The 18,808-nt window shown below is 63.2% G+C and carries 15 protein-coding genes; 10 read left to right on the forward strand and 5 right to left on the reverse strand.

Annotated features, from left to right (window positions below; all coding sequences use genetic code 11):
* Positions 1–79 precede the first annotated feature (79 nt).
* The 3 genes from AB656_RS01665 (at position 80) to AB656_RS01675 (ending at position 3,601) form a co-directional block, all read left to right on the forward strand.
* Entirely contained in the window at positions 80–1,072 is a 993-nt protein-coding gene (locus tag AB656_RS01665; RefSeq protein WP_033503397.1) for a D-2-hydroxyacid dehydrogenase, read from the forward strand.
* 113 nt (positions 1,073–1,185) lie between these two features.
* The gene (locus AB656_RS01670) at positions 1,186–2,334 is read left to right on the forward strand and encodes a PTS sugar transporter subunit IIC (RefSeq protein ID WP_144418908.1); all 1,149 of its coding nucleotides are present in this window, start codon (positions 1,186–1,188) and stop codon (positions 2,332–2,334) included.
* Between the two features lie 82 nt (positions 2,335–2,416).
* Positions 2,417–3,601 carry a MalY/PatB family protein gene (locus tag AB656_RS01675; protein WP_033503398.1) on the forward strand — a complete coding sequence of 395 codons (1,185 nt, stop codon included), beginning with the start codon at positions 2,417–2,419 and terminating at the stop codon, positions 3,599–3,601.
* Positions 3,602–3,620: 19 nt separating this feature from the next.
* On the opposite strand, the gene AB656_RS01680 is transcribed toward AB656_RS01675, so the two are convergent.
* A complete protein-coding gene (locus tag AB656_RS01680) occupies positions 3,621–4,208 on the reverse strand; it encodes a xanthine phosphoribosyltransferase (RefSeq protein WP_033503400.1) in 588 nt (195 codons plus the stop codon).
* A 231-nt stretch (positions 4,209–4,439) separates the two neighbouring features.
* On the opposite strand from AB656_RS01680, the gene AB656_RS01685 reads away from it, so the two are divergent.
* Both AB656_RS01685 and AB656_RS01690 read left to right on the forward strand, forming a co-directional pair.
* Positions 4,440–4,667: a hypothetical protein gene (locus tag AB656_RS01685; protein WP_033503401.1), complete on the forward strand. Its 228-nt coding sequence runs from the start codon at positions 4,440–4,442 to the stop codon at positions 4,665–4,667.
* A 171-nt stretch (positions 4,668–4,838) separates the two neighbouring features.
* On the forward strand, positions 4,839–7,490 hold the full coding sequence (locus AB656_RS01690) for an ATP-dependent helicase (protein WP_033503403.1): 2,652 nt from the start codon (positions 4,839–4,841) through the stop codon (positions 7,488–7,490).
* A 113-nt stretch (positions 7,491–7,603) separates the two neighbouring features.
* Here the strand turns inward: AB656_RS01690 and AB656_RS01695 are convergent, their stop codons facing one another.
* From AB656_RS01695 to AB656_RS01710, 4 genes are all read right to left on the reverse strand, one after another.
* Positions 7,604–8,797 (reverse strand): CAP domain-containing protein, encoded by a 1,194-nt coding sequence (locus AB656_RS01695; protein WP_033503405.1) that lies wholly within the window; start codon positions 8,795–8,797, stop codon positions 7,604–7,606.
* Positions 8,798–8,950: 153 nt separating this feature from the next.
* On the reverse strand, positions 8,951–10,291 hold the full coding sequence (locus AB656_RS01700; protein WP_033503492.1) for a nucleobase:cation symporter-2 family protein: 1,341 nt from the start codon (positions 10,289–10,291) through the stop codon (positions 8,951–8,953).
* A gap of 660 nt (positions 10,292–10,951) precedes the next feature.
* Positions 10,952–12,304: an MFS transporter gene (locus AB656_RS01705; RefSeq protein WP_033503407.1), complete on the reverse strand. Its 1,353-nt coding sequence runs from the start codon at positions 12,302–12,304 to the stop codon at positions 10,952–10,954.
* 209 nt (positions 12,305–12,513) lie between these two features.
* Entirely contained in the window at positions 12,514–13,320 is an 807-nt protein-coding gene (locus AB656_RS01710; protein ID WP_051905242.1) for a TetR/AcrR family transcriptional regulator, read from the reverse strand.
* A 385-nt stretch (positions 13,321–13,705) separates the two neighbouring features.
* On the opposite strand from AB656_RS01710, the gene rpsD reads away from it, so the two are divergent.
* The 5 genes from rpsD (at position 13,706) to alaS (ending at position 18,800) form a co-directional block, all read left to right on the forward strand.
* Positions 13,706–14,332 (forward strand): 30S ribosomal protein S4, encoded by a 627-nt coding sequence (gene rpsD / locus AB656_RS01715; protein ID WP_033503408.1) that lies wholly within the window; start codon positions 13,706–13,708, stop codon positions 14,330–14,332.
* Positions 14,333–14,567: 235 nt separating this feature from the next.
* Positions 14,568–15,239: a histidine phosphatase family protein gene (locus AB656_RS01720; protein WP_033503410.1), complete on the forward strand. Its 672-nt coding sequence runs from the start codon at positions 14,568–14,570 to the stop codon at positions 15,237–15,239.
* A 91-nt stretch (positions 15,240–15,330) separates the two neighbouring features.
* Positions 15,331–15,768 carry a DUF948 domain-containing protein gene (locus tag AB656_RS01725; RefSeq protein WP_051905243.1) on the forward strand — a complete coding sequence of 146 codons (438 nt, stop codon included), beginning with the start codon at positions 15,331–15,333 and terminating at the stop codon, positions 15,766–15,768.
* On the forward strand, positions 15,768–16,016 hold the full coding sequence (locus tag AB656_RS01730; protein ID WP_033503412.1) for a hypothetical protein: 249 nt from the start codon (positions 15,768–15,770) through the stop codon (positions 16,014–16,016). Before AB656_RS01725 ends, AB656_RS01730 begins: the two co-directional genes overlap by 1 nt.
* A gap of 105 nt (positions 16,017–16,121) precedes the next feature.
* Positions 16,122–18,800 (forward strand): alanine--tRNA ligase, encoded by a 2,679-nt coding sequence (gene alaS, locus AB656_RS01735; RefSeq protein WP_033503413.1) that lies wholly within the window; start codon positions 16,122–16,124, stop codon positions 18,798–18,800.
* The last annotated feature ends 8 nt before the right edge of the window (positions 18,801–18,808 follow it).

Below are 18,808 nucleotides of genomic sequence, written 5' to 3' on the forward strand. Positions count from 1 at the left end.
GGGGGGGGGGAGACAAGGCCTCTGGGGTTCATGAAATGTAGTGCAAGAACGGTAGAGCGGTAAAGGAAGAAAGGTAATCATGCCGAAAATTCTGATGTACTCGGTGAGGCCCGACGAGATGCCCGTCATTGAGGCGTGGTCCCAAGCCAATCGCATCCAGGTGGACACGAACGAGGTGGAGTTCAACGCTTCCACAGTGGACCTGGTCAAAGGCTACGACGGCCTGGTCATTCAGCAGCATGGCTCGATTGGTGGGCCGGAGGTTTATGCCAAGCTCAAGGCTTACGGCCTGCGGCAGATTGGCCTGCGCATCACCGGATACGACATCATCGACCTGGACCAGGCACGTGCGAATGGCCTGGTAGTGACTAACGTCCCGGCCTACTCGCCCCGTTCGGTGGCGGAGTTGGTCCTGGCGCACGTCATGCGCCTGGTCCGGCACCTGGGCGAGTCAACGGCCCGGCAGGAACGCGGTGACTTCTCCTGGACCGGTCTTGAGGCCCATGAGATTCACAACATGACCATCGGCATCATCGGCGCTGGCAAGATCGGCTCAACCGTGGCCCGCATCTTCAAGGCCCTGGGCGCCACCGTAATCGCCAACGACCCCATCCACCGGCCCGAACTGGCCGATGCGCTGGACTACGTCGGCTTGGACGAACTGTTGATGCGCTCGGATGTCGTCACCGTCCATACGCCCCTGGACCAGAGCACCCATCATCTGATCGACGCGGATGCCCTAGCCAAGATGAAGTCCACGGCCTTCCTGATCGACGCTGCGCGCGGACCCATCGTCGACACGAAGGCCTTGATCGAGGCTCTCAAATCCGGTGGAATCGCCGGAGCCGCGATGGATTCAGTCGAAGGCGAGGCTGGCATCTTCGGTGAGGATCGCTCCGCCGAAGGCTACGATAACCCCGATTTGAGGACCTTGGAGGCTATGGATAACGTAGAAGTCTCACCGCACATCGGTTTCTACACTGACGCGGCGGTCAAGAACATGGTCGAAATCGCTCTGGATGACGTCAAAACCATCCTGTCCGGGGGAATCAGCGAACACCAGGTCGACTGATCGCAGACGGCGGCCGGGCCTGTTCCGGTCGCCGCCCGCCCCATCAACAACTCCAGCTCCCAATGTAACCCCGAGCCGTCCGCAGCCGCGGACCCTATGGAAAGACAACCAGTATGAACACCACAAGCGTGAGCCCGGCCACCTCCGACGGTCCAACGCCAGCATCCAGCATAAAGGCCACTAACAGCCAAGAAACCCCGACCCCGGCCCAGGATTCGTTCTCGACCAAGGCCAAGGCCATGATCATGGACATCCTGAACGGCTTGTCAACCGGTATCATCGTGGCCCTGGTGCCCGGAGCACTGCTGAACGCCCTGGTCAAGTACCTCCTGCCGGTCGCGCCCTGGCTGCGACCGATTCCGACCATGACCGGCATGGCCCAGGTCCTCCTGCCGGCTGTCAGTGCCGTGTGCGTGGGGATGATCGCCAAGTTCACCCCCATCCAGACCTCCTCCTTGGCCCTGGCCGCCGCCCTCGGAGCCGGCAATTGGAAAGTCTCTGGCAAAGGGTTGGCCCTGGCCGGCCCTGGGGACGTGATCAACTTGGCTGTGACCATAGCTGTAGGGTATCTGGTGCTCAAACTACTTGGCGACATGCTCAAGACCTATACGATCCTCTTGCTGCCGACGCTGGTGATCCTGATCGCGGGCGGCATCGGGATGCTTACCTACGGGCCGGTCTCCTCGCTAACCCGCTGGGTCGGCGCAGGCGTGAACGCCTTGACCTCCTTCCAGCCGGTGCCTATGGGCGTGCTGATGGGCGCGGCCTTCGCTCTGATTATCGTCAGCCCGATCTCCTCGGTCGGCATCGCCGCCGCGATAGGCGTGACCGGCATCGCTGCGGGTTCGGCGAACCTGGGAATCACAGCGGCGGCCCTGGCTCTGGCCATTTACGGGCGTGAAACCAACTCCGTGGGCACCAGCCTGGCCCATTTCCTGGGATCGCCCAAGATTCAAATGGCCAATTTGCTCTCGCGGCCCAAGCTCCTGCTGCCCTTGACGATCAACGCCGCGATCATGGGTGGTGTCGGCGCGGCCTGTGGGATCCAGGGTACCCCCGCTTCAGCTGGTTTCGGCCTGTCGGGATTGATCGGCCCCCTGGCCGCGATCGAGGCCCAAGGAGGCTTCACCACAGCCCATGTCCTGGAAGCGGCCCTGCTCTTCGCGATCCTGCCCGTAGCCCTGGGCTACTTAAGCGACCTGATTTTCACCCGGCTCCTGGACTACCAGAAGCCCGAATACTACGCAATCACCTACTCCTGATCGCCGCGACCCCACCAACCGTTAGGATGGGTGGGGTCGGACAGCGGGGGAGCGCCCCGCTCTAAAGGGAGGGGCGAGCCCTATGAGCAAACCGGACGAGTACGACTTCACCAGCCTGGTGGACCGCAGGGGGACTAATTCCTACAAGTGGGACGTGGCTACCGGCGAGCTGCCGATGTGGGTGGCGGACATGGACTTCCGCACGGCTCCGGAGATCATCAATGCCATGCGCCGGAAGCTGGACCAGGGCGTCTTCGGCTATGAGGAGGTGTCCGAGAGCTACTACCAGGCTGTGGCCGACTGGTACGGCCGCGAGCATGGGGCGCGTCCTTGCACTGAGTGGATGCTCTTCGTCAACGGTGTTGTGCCTGCGCTCTCCTCGCTGGTGCGCCGCCTGACTCAGCCGGGCGATCAAGTGTTGGTTCAGGCTCCGGTCTATGACATCTTCTTCCATTCGATCGAGAACAACGGCCGGCACGTGCTTTCGAGTGACCTGGTCTACGACCCCGGCAGCCACCGCTACCATGTCGACGAGCAGGACTTGGAGGCCAAGCTGGCCGAACCCTTGACCAGGATGATGATCCTGTGCAACCCTCACAACCCAGCTGGCAAGGTGTGGTCCCGCCAGGAGTTGGAGCGCACAGCGAGCCTGTGCGAACGTCATGGGGTGAGCCTGGTCAGCGACGAGATCCACGGTGACCTGGTCTTCGGCCAGCCCCAGTACACCCCCCTGTTCGCTTTGCCTCCTGAACTCCTGGGACACGCGGTCAGCCTTGTTTCCCCATCCAAAAGCTTCAACCTGGCCGCCCTGCACGCGGCCACGATCGTCGCTCCGGGCGAGCGCATGCGCGAGTCGATCAGCCGGGGCATCAACAACGACGAGCTGGCTGAGCCCAATCTCCTGGCGGTGCCGGGCACAATCGCCGCCTATGAGGAGGCGGGCCCCTGGCTGCATGCCCTCTTAGGTCAGCTGGAACGCAGCCGCTCTCGGGCCGTCGCCTGCCTCGAAGGCATCGACGGGGTCGAGGCGGCCAACGAGAACGCTACCTACCTGCTCTGGATGGATATCAGCGCCCTGGGGGCGAAAGCCGATCAGGTGGCCGCCTTCATCCGTGAGGACACTGGCCTCTACCTATCCAGCGGATCAATCTATAGGGGGAATGGGGACCACTTCCTGCGGATGAACTTGGCTTGCCCGCCCAGTGAGCTGGAGGACGGCCTGGAGCGCCTGGCCAGGGGAGTGCGCGACTTCCGGGCCAGGCGGTAAGCGGATTCGGCTGGTTCTTTCACTCGCTCTCAGCGAAGCGAATTTCGCCGGTTTCAGGGTCCATGCCCTCCACGATAGCCAGGGACTTTAAGTCATAGCCCTCTTCGCGTAGTTTGCGGCCGCCTTCCTGGAAGCCTTTCTCAATTGCGATTCCTATGCCTTCGACCTTAGCGCCCGCGTGCTGGCAGATGTCGATCAGGCCGTGCAGGGCGTTGCCCTTGGCGAGGAAGTCGTCGATCAGCAGGACGTGATCGCCGGCATGGAGGAAGCGTTTTGCCACGATGACCGGGTACTCACGCTGTTTGGTGAACGAATAGATGGAGGAGACGTATTGGTCGCCATCCAGGTTGATGGACTGGGTCTTCTTAGCGAACACGACCGGTACGTCGCCAAAGTGACGGGCGGCTAGGCAGGCGATGCCGATGCCCGAGGCCTCGATGGTGAGGATTTTGTCAATCTGGCGGCCTGCGAACAGGCGGGCCCATTCGGCGCCCATTGCATCGAAGAGGGCCACGTCGCACTGGTGGTTCAGGAAGGCATCCACTTTGAGCACGTTACCCGGCTTGACTGTGCCGTCATGACGAATGCGTTCCTCTAATTGCTTCATAGCAGTCCTTATAGTTGGTAGGCGGACGGAAGGTCAAGAGCCGTCCCTGGAGGGGCGCTGCTCGATGGAACCAGCATAACCTTCCAGCATGACCTGCGCCGGTTGGGCCCCGGCTAGCGTGAGGATGCCGGAAAGACCGAAAACAACCGATTTTCGGGCATAGCACTGGTACAATAAAAGAGAATTAAGCGATCACGTGCCACGAGGTGCGTGTGTCTGGAAGGAGAACCAATGAGTGTATTAGACAATGCCAAGGACGCCATGAAATCAGCGGGCGACAAAATCTCCGAGGCGGCCGATTCGGCCAAGGACAAGGTGTCCGAGGCGGCTGAGACCGCTAAGGACAAGGTGTCCGACGCGGCCGACAAGGCCAAGGCCGACGCCAAGGTAGGAAAGGCCAAGGCTGAGCAGGGCGCGACCGAGATGAAGAATGACGCGAAGGACAAGATGCGCAACTAGCGCGAACCGCTGTGCGTTCATCGCCCCGGGAGGTTGATAGCCCCCGGGGCGCTTCTTTGCGTGCGTGCGGGCAGCCCCATGACCGTCGTGTGTGCTACAAATGAGAACTCGGCGGCCGTCGGTCGGTCCGGCCGGTGTTGACAGAGGCAAGCGCGTATTGAGGGGTTGCAAGTGTTTGAAGATCCTGATCTGGTCCAACGGTCCGCCGATGAGCTCCTGGCTGGGCTCAACCCCCAGCAGGCGGAGGCGGTCCAATACCGTGGACCGGCCTTACTGATCGGGGCCGGCGCGGGTTCGGGCAAAACCCGCGTGCTGACCCGGCGAATCGCCTGGATTCTCAGTCAGTTCGGAGCTTGGCCAAGCCAGGTCCTCGCCATCACTTTCACCAACAAGGCGGCCTCGGAGATGCGCGAGCGCTTGGGGCAGCTAATCGGGCCGGTGGCCCAGCGTATGTGGGTATCCACCTTCCACTCAGCGTGCGTGCGAATCCTGCGCCGGGACGGCCGTGAGATCGGACTCAAGTCCGGTTTTTCGATATACGATTCGGCTGACTCCGAACGCCTGATCAAGCTGATCGGCCACGACCTGAACGTGGACCTGAAACGCTTCACGCCCCGTTCGATCCTGAGTCATATCTCCGATTGCAAGAACAGCCTGGAGACCTGGCAGGAGCGGCTCAAGGAGTTCGCTCCCGATTATCGGCCGGGTCAGCGCGGCCAGTTCACAGCCCGCTTCGGCAATGAGGAAGAGCTCTACGCAATCTTCTACGCCGAGTACGAGCACCGGCTGGCCCTGGCTAACGCGGTCGACTTCGACGATTTAATCGTGCGCACGGTCGATCTCCTACGTTCGGCGCCACTGGTGGCCCAGTACTACCGGCATAAGTTCCGCTACATCCTGGTCGACGAGTACCAGGACACCAACCATGCCCAATATGTGCTCCTGCGGGAGTTGGCTGGGGTGGATGACGCCGGGGATGCGCGGACCCAGGGGCCAGGGCCGTCCGGGTCCAGGCCTGTGGCCGCCGGTAAGGATGGGCCGGCCTGGATTACCGTCGTCGGCGACTCTGACCAGTCCATCTACGCTTTCCGCGGGGCCGACATCAGCAACATCCGCGACTTCGAGAAGGACTTCCCCGGAGCCAAGACCATCATGCTGGAGCAGAACTACCGCTCCACGCAGACCATTTTGGACGCCGCGAACGCGGTGATTTCCAAGAACACCTCCCGTCGGCCCAAGAAGCTGTGGACGGCCCTGGGTGAAGGTGATCCGATTGTCGGGTACGCGGCCGACAACGCCCAGCAGGAGGCGGCCTGGATAGCGACCGAGACGGCCCGCCTGCGCGCTGAGGAAGGCGTCCCTTACTCGGATATGGCGATCATGTACCGGGCCAACGCCCAATCCCGTCCCCTTGAGGAGGCCCTGATCAACGCGGGGCTGCCCTACCAGCTGGTCGGTGGCACCAAGTTTTACGAGCGTCGTGAGGTCAAGGATGCCCTGGCGTATTTGCAGGCGATCGCCAACCCTGACGACGATGTGAACCTACGCCGAATCATGAACGTGCCTAAGCGCGGTCTGGGACCAAGAGCCGAGGCTCTGGTCTCGATGTACGCCGACGCCCATGCGTCCAGCTTCTGGTCGGGCATCGAGCATTACGAGTCGATTGAAGGCCTGCCGACGCTGACCGCTAAAAAGTTGGAGGCTTTCCGCGCGATCATGCGCGAGCTGACTGCATTCGCGGCCGAACACGACTCCAAGCCCTCGCAAATCGTGGCGGAGGTCCTCGAAGTCTCCGGCCTGCTTCCTGAGCTGCGTAAGTCTGTGGACCCCCAGGACGCCTCCCGGGTCGAGAACCTCTCTCAGTTGCAGTCCGTGGCTGCTGAGTTCGAACAGAAAACGCCCGATGCGACCCTTGCAGGCTTCCTGGAGACCACGGCCTTGGTCGCCGACTCCGACCAACTGCCGGGCGAAGGGGAGGAGACCGGCAAACTCACACTCATGACCCTGCACACCGCCAAAGGCCTGGAATACCCTGTGGTCTTTCTGACCGGTATGGAACAGGGGACCTTCCCGCACTCACGCAGCCTGGAGGACGTCAGCGAGATGGAGGAGGAGCGACGGCTCGCCTACGTGGGCATCACCCGCGCCAAGCGACGGCTCTACCTGACCCGGGCGTCGGTTCGCGCCCAGTGGGGGCAAGCCAACGAAATGCTCCCCAGCCAGTTCCTGGACGATATCCCTGAGAGCTTGATTGACTGGAAGCGCAAGCAGTCCGCCGTCGAGCGCATGCGGGGAGGTTGGGAGCGGGACGGCGAGGACGACGAATTCGGAGGTTTCGAGGACGGCGCTTTCACCTCGTCCTCCGTTTACGGTTCGTCTCGTGGGTCGTCATCCACTGGCGGCTCCTACGGCTCGTACGGGTCGGGTTCGTATGGTTCCCGTGGCGCTCGCGGCTCGCAGGGCGGGCATTCGGGCAGTGGCTACTACGGCTCCGGCAGGTCAACGGGATCACGGGGCTCCTACGGCTCTGGCCGTGCCCACGGGTCGTCAGGCTCCTCCAAGGCGTGGTCCCAAAGCGGGCGGGTGACCACCAGAAGGACCAAGCCCACGAGGTCGTCCCAGGCGGGGTCGGCCCAACCCTCCGGCTCCAAGCTCTCAATCGACGACTTCCACCGGGGAGACAAGGTCGCTCACGATCAGTACGGTTTGGGCACCGTCGTCGATGTGCAGGACAAAGGCCATAATTCGGTGCTGACCGTGGATTTCGGCTCCGATGGCGTTAAGCGACTCATGCTGCGGGTCGCTCCAATCGAGAAGCTCTGAGCGGAGACTGCCCTAGTCCGACAAGGAATGGCCATACGGAAAGGCCCCCGACCATGGCGTGATGGTCGGGGGCCTTTCATGTGCTTCAAAACGCCTCGGCAAGCCGGCTGGAATCAGTGGGCTGCCTTTCGCTTCAGGAGCACGGCGCCTCCTGCGGCCAGGCACAGTCCAAGGCCTACGGCTGCGACACCGAAAACGCTGGCACCAGTACGCGCCAAGCCCAGTTGGCCGCTCCGGCTGCTGAGTGGATCACGTGAGCCGGAAGTCGAGCCTCCAGGGTTGCTGGGGGAGGCGGAACCGGGAGCGCTGGGGGCACCTGGTGCGCCGCCAGAGTTGGAGGACGAACCATGTTGGTTGGGCTGGTTGGGCTGAGGAGGGGAGCTCAAGGATTGAATCCTGGCTGCGATGTCATCGTAGGTCTTCTGCGCGGCGTTCACGGCCTCTTGGGCGGCGTTGACGTTTGCGCCGGCGTTCGACAGGAATGACCGGTAGGACTGGAAGTTCGCGTAGTAGTCCTGGACCGTCATCGACCGCGATCCAGCCCAGGCGTTGGCGGAGCGCACCATGCGCGGGGTCAAGCCGAAGAAGAATACCTGGCCATAGGTGTTTCCACCGTAGGGGTTGGAGGAATTCCTGTGAATCGCGAAGCCGGTGATTTGGTAGGAACCGTTGACGATGTTGTCATAGTGGCCGGTTATGCCGTTGCCGTTGGTCTTATTCTGCTTTTCTGCCGTATACCACCTGGCGAAGGGGTCGTTTTCCGGGCTGTTCCAGGCCAGGTTCTCGCCGATGTCGAATACCCTCGCGTGTTCGGTGTTGGTCGACGACCAGTCAGTATCCGCCTGGGACATAGCCATCAGGGTGTCTGAGACCTTGAGAGCGCCTTTGCCTTCCCCGGCCCGCAGTTCGTTGCACTTGTCGAGGTATTCAAACGTGGCGCCCATATTATCCAATGAGGTGGCGTCGTCGGATGCACCCAGGTGGATGCTGGGGCCGAGCTTGCCGTTCAAACCGCTGTCGGTCAGGACATCATAGGCTCCTGTGGCTCCGACGTATTTGAAGTAGCCTGCGGTTCCTTCTTCCTTCAGCGCTGTGGCTTGAGAGGCCATATCCTGCTTGGTCTTGAGATTGGCCTTGGCTTCGTCCAGGTTGGTGGAGGCCGCGGCCAGCTGCTCCTTGAGCTGCTTGAGCTCAGCGGTGTCATCGGCCAATGCGGGGCTCGCCGCACCGAGGGCGACGGCGCCTGACACGGCCACCGTCAGTCCCAGCTTGATCAGCCGGGCAATCCAATCATTCGCTGCATGCATATTAGTATTTCCTCGTTCTCTCTCCGCGCCCGTAGCTACGCGACTGTGCATGGCTAAGCGAGCCTATCAGCTCTTCCCTACCCAGCATCGTACCTAAAAGCGAGCCCCGAACACAAGACAGGCTTGCGCTAGGCCCAGGGATAGCGGGTGAAGCTAATCCTTGCCCTTGGAAGAGACGATGAAGTGCTCCTCCGAAGGCAGGGCCAGGTTGGCGATGACGGCGACGACAAAGGCGACCGCTATGCAGTTGGTGGAGAAGATGGATTGGAAGAGCGGTGGGAAGGCCGCGAAAATCTCATGGACCTGCGTGAAGCCGATACCTACAGTGAGGGATAAGGCCGCGATGGTGATGTTGCGTTGGGAGAAACCGGCTTCGGCGATCATCTGGAAGCCGGAGAGGATGATGTTGCCGAACATCATGATTGTGCAACCGCCCAGGACGGCCTGGGGCAAGGAGTTGAAGACTGCTGCGATGCCGGGCACGAACGAGGCCAGGACCAGCAGGAGTCCGCCTGAGAAGATGACCTTGCGGTTGACGACTTTGGTCATGGCCACCAGGCCGATGTTCTGGGCGAAGGAGGTCAGCGGCAGGCAGCCGAAGAAGCCGGAGACGATAGAGATGGCGCCGTCGCCCGCGATGGCGCCGCTCATCTCGCGGTCGCTGGGCGTGCGGTCCAGGCCCACCCGGCACAGGGCGGTCGTGTCGCCGATCACCTCGACTGAGGAGACGACGTAGAGCAGGGCGAAGGAGATGATGGCTCCGGCGTCGAACTCAGGTTTGAAAGGCATGACTCGAGGCAGGGAAACGACCTGAAGGTGCTGGAAACCGGAAAAGTTCACCATGCCCATGGCCAGCGCCACGGCATAGCCGATCACCAGGCCGAAGAGGACTGAAAGCTGCTTGGCCGTGCCCCTGGTCAGCAGTTGGAAACCCAGGCAGGCCACCAGGGAGATCGTGGCCAGAGTCAGGTTCTGCCAGGAGCCGAAGTCCTTGGCCCCGGCTCCGCCACCGAAGGATTGCGCGCCCACAGAGAGCAGGGAGAAGCCGATGGAGGTGACGACCACGGCCGAGACAATGGGCGGCACGAAGCGGCGCCACCAGTTGGCCGTGAGCCCCAGGATCAGCTCCACCAGGCCGCCGACCATGACCGCGCCCACGACCACGCCGTAGCCCTGGTGGGAGACGATGGACACCGCCGCGGCCACGTATGTAAAGGAGATGCCGGTCACCATAGGAAGGCGCCCGCCGACCTTCCACAAGGGATAGAGCTGGAGGCAGGTGCCCAAGCCGGCGACCAGCAGGCCGTTCTGGATGACCATCGCCGATTGATCAGGCGGCATCTTGGCGGCTGCCGCCACCAGGAAAATGGGCGCCAGGTTGGCTACGAACATGGCCATGACGTGCTGCAAGCCGAAGGGCAGGCCCCGCCAGAAGGAGATCTTGCCGTTCAGGCTGGTCAAGGGGCTGGTCTGGTCCTGCTCCGGGCTTTGGATCCCGCCCTGCGCGCTGGGGGCGGACGTCCGCCCCCGCTTGGCTTCGGGTGCGCTTTCGGCTTGGGCCGCGCGCTCTGTGCTGTCTGTCTGCTGCTGGGGTGTGGCGCTCACGCTTACCTTCTTCTCGTTGTTACCGCGGAGGTGACTGCAATCTGGATGATGGTTAGGGCAGGTAATTGTGCTGGATTTAACTGACTCGCATTCGCCCGGCTAAGGGCCGAGGCCGCCCCTAGCCGCTGCGGGCGGCGGGTGGCGCTGGCCGGGGGCGCGGACGCAGGAAGGCCATGCACCCGTGGGATGCATGGCCTTCCGAAGTATTGTTAGCCGCTTGGACCCGGACTCCTGCCCTTGGATCGGGGCTGCTCCGTCCGCTGCGGCATGGCAGATGTTGAACCCGTAGCAGCGTCGGACGACGCGGGGACTTGTCTGCATACGCCTCTCATCTCTTACGGGGCTACCTGCAAGCGCTGTGGCCGCTGGGCGGTTTGGAGGACAATTGCTGGGGGCGGGAGCCGCTTGCCCGTACGGCGAAAGGCTCCGATACCCAGGAGCATACTTCGGGCCCTGACCAGGGCTGTGGAGCCGTGTCATATGGCGGACGGGTGCGTTCCACTTATTGAGATGGGCCCTATCCGCCATCGACGGGCCTGCGCTCGCGGTTCAGGCTACGCGGCGGGCGAAGCGGGTGGCGAATAAGGAGGATGCGGCCATCAAGACGGCGATGGCGAGCATGAGCGCAGGTAGAGGCAAGTGGTCGATCAGCGGCCCGTAGAGGGCCTGGCCCAGGGGCATGGCGGCCATAGACAGGCTCATCGTGACGCCGATGACCTTGCCCACCAGCTGCCGGGGCGTCGCGGTCTGCTCGAAGGAGATGATGGTGACCGATACGCACTGGAGGAGGCCCATTGCGACGGTCAGCGACAGGAGGAGGGTCAGGTAGGAGACACGCGCTGGGGCGGACAGTCCCATGCTAAGGGCCGCGGGCAGCAAGCACAGGCCGCTGAGGGCGATCAGCGCCGGCAGCAGGCGCATCGAGAACCAGCCAGGCTTGGTGGAGGTCACCACCGCGCCAGCCAGAGCGCCCGCCGATATGGCGCCCTCCGCCAGGCCCTGCAGCTGGTTGCTTAAGCCCAGCTCCTGGGTCACGATGTAGGGCAGGGCCACGTTGACGAAGGCGCAGAAGACGAGATTGGCGAAGGTTACAAGGACATTGGCCACAAGCAGGGTACGCTGCCCGCCCAGAAAGCGGATCGCTTGGGCGAAGTCCGCCAGCAGGAGCCTCAAGGGGTGACTGAGCGCCTGGCCCGCCTTGCCCTCGGCTGAGCCGCCGGCCTTGGCCTGGGCGGGGCTGCTGGGGGTGCGCGCAGCCAGGAGGATCCAAACGCTGGAGGCCAGGCAGGCGGCGCCGGCCATGATTACGACCGGGACGATGCCCGCGAAGCTGAGCAGCACCCCAGCGAAGATGGGGCCCAGCATCGTGGTCAGGGAGGTGGTTTGGGAGATGATGCCGGTGGCTTGTGTCAAGCGCTCGCGCTCCTGTTTGCCGCTGCTGTGGGTCTTACCGCCTGGCTGGGCATCGCCATGGGGGTGCTCGCCCAGGTTGACGATGAAGGGCACCCAGGCCTGCACGACCGGCCCGTAGAGGGCATGGAAGCCGTAGGCCAGCATCATCGCGGCGATGGTGAGGGCCACCAGGTCGAAGCTGCGGGACAGGAGGAGGTAGGCCAGGGAGATGCCGGCGGTCAGGAAGTCGAGCAGGGCCATCGTCCGGCGCTTGTCCAAGCGGTCGGCCACCGCGCCGCCGACGGGGGTCAGGGCGACGGCGGGGATCAGCGCGAGGGCGATGACCAGGCCATAGAGGGAGGCGGAGCCGGTCAGGTTGAGCAGGTGGAGGGGGAGCGCGAAGGTCAGGGTCACCTGACCGAGGGAGGAGAGGATTTCAGTGACGAGCAGGGAAAGGAAGAGCGGGGTGAAGATGTTATTCTGAGCGGCGGCTGTGGGCTTGTGGTTCATGGGGGAGGGTCCTGTTCGGTGTGTCGATTGGTGTGGCTGCTGGTGGTGGATGTTGTCGCCAGATATATACCGACGGTTGGTATTTATAGTTTGCGAGAGTTCATTGATGATCTGCTGGCCTTGTCTGGAGGGGTGGGGCGGGGCCATTTCTATGCCTGGAGCGGGTTGTGTGGGAGCGGCGGACGGCGGCTTGGACCTGCCGCCGATGCTTATCGTCGCTGGGACTTCGGCCGCTTCGTCGGCTTGCCCTGCCGGGATTGGCGCTGCCGTTTCCTGGACTGGTCTTCTTCGCTGGGCTGGGGCTCCGCGGTCTGTTCGGCCCTGCCTGCATCGCTGCCGTAAGAAGCAATCAGGTCGGCTAGGCCCCGGTCCTCGACGGGGGCTCCCAGGGCCTTCATGGCGGTCAAGTAGACCTCCACCCGCGCCCTGAGTTCCTGGCTGGAACCGCTGGTGAAGAGGGGGTACATCCACATGTTGGCCAGCAGCATCTGGAGTTCCGCCACCTGCTGGGGGTGTTTGACCTGCATGGATCCGTCCTCGTCGCCACGGGCGAAGACCCCGCTCATGACGGTGCGGGCCGAGCGCATGAGTCCTAGGAATTGCAGGCCTATCAGCTTGGGGTTCTTCTCGGGGTTGAAGGAGCGCATGATGGGCTCGATGGCCGCCAGCTGCGGGCCTACGATGGTCGGATCGTGCTCCTCCTGCAGGATCTCCAGGCCGTTCGGCGCGTCTTCGCCGCTGGTGGCGCGTTTTCCTCGCCCGGCGCTGAGTTCGGTCTGCTCCTGCCAGCGGGCCGCCTTCTGCGGACTGACCTGGGCGAAGATGCGGTTGACGACCGCGTCGAAGAGGTCCTCTTTGGAGGCGAAGTGGTGGTAGATGGCCCCCTTGCTCAGGCCTCCCAGGTGGTTGATGATGTCCTGCATGCTGGTCTCGTCGTAGCCTTGGCGGATGAACAGGTCGGTGGCCACGTCCAGTATTTTCTGGACGGTCTCTTCCGGGTGGGCGTTGCGGGCCATGATGCTTCCTTCCGTGGGCCTGACGGGCGACACGATGGTCAATCCGCTGTCGGCTGCCGGTTGCTGGTTTTCCAGAGGGGCAAGTAACCGACCGTTGGTATGCATCGTAGCAGTGGGCGTCCGTATATACAAACTGTTGGTATGTATAGTCTGTGCCGGCCGGACTTTCCCTCAGCGTGCGCCGGAAGTACTGAGATCCCATCGGCATGCGGTCCGGCCTGTGTGGCAGAATGTTCTCTTGGTGTCCGCGCTTATGCGGAAACCTATCTGGAGTCTCAGCCCGTCAATGGGTCGGCGGCCATCGGCCGTTCAGCATTGGAGAGGCCTGACTCGGCGGCGCGAGCCGTCTGCGTTCAGATAACGACAGAATAGCGAAGGAAATACTATGACTAACGTTCAGCGTTCGCGTCGGCAGGTCCGCCTGTCCCGCGCCCTGGGCATCGCGCTGACCCCCAAGGCCCAGCGCCTGTTCGAGAAGCGCCCCTACGCCCCCGGTGAGCACGGCCGCACCCGCCGCCGCACCGAGTCGGATTACGCCATCCGCCTGCGCGAAAAGCAGCGTCTGCGGGCCCAGTACGGCGTCTCCGAGAAGCAGCTGCGCGCTGCTTACGAGCGCGGGACCAAGGAGTCGGGTCAGACCGGCGACGCCATGATGCGCGACCTGGAGTCCCGTCTGGACGCCCTGGTCCTGCGTGCCGGCATCGCCCGCACCACCGCCCAGGCCCGCCAGTACGTGGTGCACCGCCACATCATGGTCGACGGCAACATCGTCGATCGTCCCTCCTACCGTGTCAAGCCCGGCCAGACCATCCAGGTCAAGCCCAAGAGCCAGACCACGGTGCCCTTCCAGATTGCCGCCGAGGGCGTTCACCGCGACGTGCTCCCCGCGGTCCCTGGCTACCTGGATGTGGATTTGGCCTCTCTGAAGGCCACCCTGACCCGTGAACCCAAGGTCGAGGAGATTCCGGTGCAGGTCAACATCCAGTACGTGGTGGAGTTCTACGCCCGCTGATGTAGCTGTTCCACAGACCCCCGCGCCCAACCGGCGCGGGGTTTTCTCGTACTCGGGCCCTCCCAATCCCGTAGCCAGCCGAATCTTGGGCGGGTCCTCACGCCAGGCCCTGGCTCAGCGGCCCGCCAGCGTGAGGAGCTGCCCAAAAATGCTGGGAGCAGGGTTGGGGGAGCGCAGATTGGCGGGTAGGGGCTGGCTTCGGGCTGGTTCCGGGCCCGGTGCCATAATGGGAGACATGGTGCTCCACATATACGCTGTTCGTCATGGGCAGACTTACTTCAACCGCTACAACCGCCTCCAGGGTTGGTCGAACTCACCGCTGACGCCGTCCGGTTTGAGTGACGCCGAACGCGCTGGGCACAAGCTGGAGGATGTGGCCTTCCAAGCGGCCTACAGCTCGGACACGACCCGCGCCCAGGTGACCGCCCAACGCATCATCGACCTCAACCAGGCTTCGGAGCCCAAGCCTGCCTTGCGGTGCGCGATGAACTTCCGAGAGCAGTTCTACGGTTACTTTGAAGGTCAAGACATGGGGATGGCCTGGTGGGCGGCGGGCGCCCCGCATGGCGCCAAGAGCTACCAGGAGATAGTGGAACGCTACGGGCTGGGGGCGACCCGGGACTTCCTCAAAGAGGCGGACCCCTTTCACGACGCCGAATCGGACCAGGAGTACTGGCAGCGGGTGGAGGCGGGCTTCCGTCTGCTGGGGCGGGATGAGACTCTCGCCGACGGCGATAAGGTCCTGCTGGTTTGGCATGGCAACTCCTTGTTGAGCTTGATGCACCGGTTCGCCCCTGAGGGCTACGACCTGAGCGAGCGGCCCGCCAATGGCTCGGTCACCGTCTTCGACTACGACCCTGAAGCCCCCTTCGACCAGGCGGTAGAGGTCTCCTCTTACAACCAATAAGTCGGCAAGCGGGTGGACAAAGACTGCGGTGTATACCGGCGGCGTGGTAGCCTTAGCGAGTAAAAGCGTCACCCGGGAAAGAGGTTACAAGATGGATGTCGGCCAGATTGCAGGCCTGATAGCGGCCATCGCGTTTGCGATTCTCGCGGGGTTCCTGATTTACCCGCTGATTCGCCTGGGCAAACTCTTCGATCAGATTGCTGACACCGTTCGGCAGACCGGCGTGCACGCGATGCCAGCCATCGACGAGTCCGCCACCACGGTTCGCCAGGTCAACCAGTCCCTGGAAGACGTCAACCGGATTTCGGCCGCGGCGTCGACCACCGCCGGCAACCTGGGCGCCCTGTCCGACTTGTATGGGTCCATGCTGGGCAAGCCTTTGATCAAGTTGGCAGCCGGTATCTACGCCTTGCGCGTGACCGCCAGCTCCTTCTTCTCCGGTGGCAAGCGGAAGGCCGAGCGTCATGCCCAAGACGTCGCAGGCGGTGTGGCCGGTAAGCCCGGCAATGGACGGAACGAGGGGGTCTGATGCTCAAACGAATCGTATGGGTAGGCGCAGGAGTCGTCCTTGGTGTCATCGCCGCTTCCAAGGCCGAGGCTTATGTCAAGGCCAACACGCCACAGAAGGCCCGCGAATTCGTGCTTGGCCCGGACCAGGAGCATGTGGCGGAACGGACCCTGGCGAGCTTGACCTCTCAGTTCCGCGCGGTCAAGGACAGCCGCGAGGCCGAGCTCAACAAACGTTACATCGACCGTTCCCGCAGCCAGGGGCGCTGACCCACTAGCGCTGAATAAGCGGCGCCGCAGCCCAGTAAGGGCTTTTGCCATATTTGGACATCCTCGAATCAGCAGGGTGCACCCTGCAAGGAGCACAACAAACCCATGCGCACATCTGAAATCGCGAAACGTTTCCTCGATTACTTCCAGGGGCAGGGGCATCTGGTCCAACCGTCGGCTTCGTTGATCTCACCGGACCCGTCGATTCTTTTCACCATCGCCGGCATGGTCCCCTTCATCCCCTACCTGATGGGGGAGCAGACACCGCCCTCCCCGCGTATGGCCTCCAACCAGAAGTGCGTGCGCACCCTGGATATCGACGAGGTAGGCAAGACCACCCGCCATGGCACCTTCTTCCAAATGCTGGGAAACTTCTCCTTCGGTGATTATTTCAAGGAAGAGGCCATCCATTACGCATGGACCCTGCTGACCACTCCCCAGAGCGAAGGCGGCTACGGCTTCGACCCCGAAAAGCTATGGGTCACCACCTACACCGACGACGAGGAAGCCCGCTCAATCTGGAGGAACGAGGGTTTCGATCCTGAGCACATGCAGGTCTTCGGTATGGAGGATAACTTCTGGACCACCGGTGGCCCCGGCCCTGGCGGCCCCTGCTCGGAGATCTACGTCGACCGCGGATCCCAGTTCGGCAAGGACGGAGGCCCTGCGGCCGACGATAACCGCTTCATCGAGATTTGGAACCTGGTCTTCGAGAGCTTCCAGGTGGACAACGTCAAGTCCCCAACCGACCTGCATATAGCCGGTGAGCTGGAGCACAAGAACATCGACACTGGCGCCGGACTGGAGCGTCTGGCCTACCTGTTGCAAGGCAAGCAAAACATTTACGAGACCGACGAGGTCTTCCCGGTCATCCAAGCGGCGGGCAAGATCAGCGGCCACGAGTACGGGCAGGACGAGGAAGCCGATGTGCGCCTGCGCGTGGTGGCCGACCATGTGCGTTCAGCCTTGATGATCATGAGCGACGGCGTCCGCCCCTCGAACGTGGGCCGCGGCTACGTGCTGCGCCGCCTCCTGCGCCGCACAGTGCGCTCCATGCGCATGCTAGGCGTCGACGAACCGGTCCTTCCCTTGCTCTTCCCGGTCTCCAAGGAGGCCATGGCGCCCTCCTACCCGGAGCTCAACTCCACCTTCAGGGAGGTGTCTGAGGCCGCGTACGGCGAGGAGGACGCCTTCCGTCGCACCTTGGTCAAGGGGACCACGATCTTGGACATGGCCGTGAGCAAGGCCAAGGCCGCCCAGGATTCCACCGTCTCAGGCGAGGATGCCTTCACCCTGCACGACACCTATGGGTTCCCCATCGAATTGACTTTGGAGATGGCCCAGGAGCAGGGCGTCAAGGTGGACGAGGCCAAGTTCCGGGAGCTTATGCAGGAGCAGAAGTCCCGGGCCCGTGCCGACGCCCTGCAGAAGCGCCACAATGTGGACCTGTCGGTCTATGACGATATGAAGAAGGAACTGACCCAGCCGATCGAGTTCCTGGGCTACACCGACTTCACCTCCCGCTCCCGGGTGATTGGCATCATCCAAGAAGGCAAGGGAGCAGTGCCGGCGGCCACGGCGCCGGCTTCGCTGGAAGTGATTCTGGACCGCACCCCCTTCTACGCGGAGGCTGGGGGCCAGTTGGCCGATCAGGGCGAGATCCTGTCCGACGATGGGGCCGTCCTGGAAGTGGACGACGTCCAGAAGCCGGTCAAGGGGTTGATCGCCCACCGTTGCCGGCTGACGGAAGGCACCCTGACCCTGGACGCTCAAGTGACCGCTACGATTGACCCCGACAGGCGCGGGGCCATCGCCCGCTCCCACACCGCCACGCATATGGTCCACAAGGCCCTGCGCGAGGAGCTGGGTCCCCAGGCCACCCAGCGCGGTTCCGAGGATGCCCCGAACCGTTTGCGCTTCGACTTCCAGTGGCCCAAGGCCCCGTCGCACGAGGCCATGGATGCAGTCGAGGCCCGGGTCAATGACCGTCTGCGCGACGATTTGACGGTCACCACCAAAGAGATGAAATACGACGACGCTATCGCTTTGGGCGCTCTGCACTTGTTCGGCGAGAAGTACGGCGATGTGGTCCGTGTGGTCACAATCGGAGAGGATGGGTGGTCCCGGGAGCTGTGCGGTGGGACCCACGTGGATCGTGTGGGCAAAATCGGCCAGGTCTCGATTATGTCCGAAGCCTCGGTCGGCACCGGTGTGCGGCGCGTTGACGCGGTCGTGGGGCAGGGCGCGTACGAGTACAATGCGCGTGAGCACGCCCTGGTCTCCCAACTCTCCGACAAGTTGGGCGCCAGGCCTGACGAGCTGGCCGAGCGTGTCTCCGCCCTACTGGCCAAGTTCAAGGAATCCGACCGTCGCCTGGCTCGCATGTACGAGGATCAGCTTGCAGGTGCCGTGCCCGCCTTGGTGAAGCAGGCCCAGAGGTCGGCGGCCCCGGTCAAATTGGCCGTCGGGAATGTAGGGCACTTCGGATCGGTCGATGCCCTCCGCAAGACCGCCGCTGATGTTCGGGCTCAGATCGGGGACCAAGAGCCTGTGGTCGTGGCCCTGGCGGGTGTGAACGAAGAGGGCAAGCCCATCATTGTGGCGGCCACCAACGAGCTCGCCAGGAAGCGGGGCATCAAGGCCGGCGACCTGGTGCGCAGTGCTTCCAAGACCCTAGGCGGTGGTGGTGGGGGCAAGCCTGACTTCGCCCAGGGCGGCGGCCAGGACGCCAGCAAGATCGACCAGGCCCTGCAAGCCTTGAACGGGCAGGCGCTGGGCGCCTGAAGGTAGTA

Origin of the sequence: Bifidobacterium actinocoloniiforme DSM 22766 (assembly GCF_001263395.1) — a bacterium.
Taxonomy (GTDB): domain Bacteria; phylum Actinomycetota; class Actinomycetes; order Actinomycetales; family Bifidobacteriaceae; genus Bombiscardovia; species Bombiscardovia actinocoloniiformis.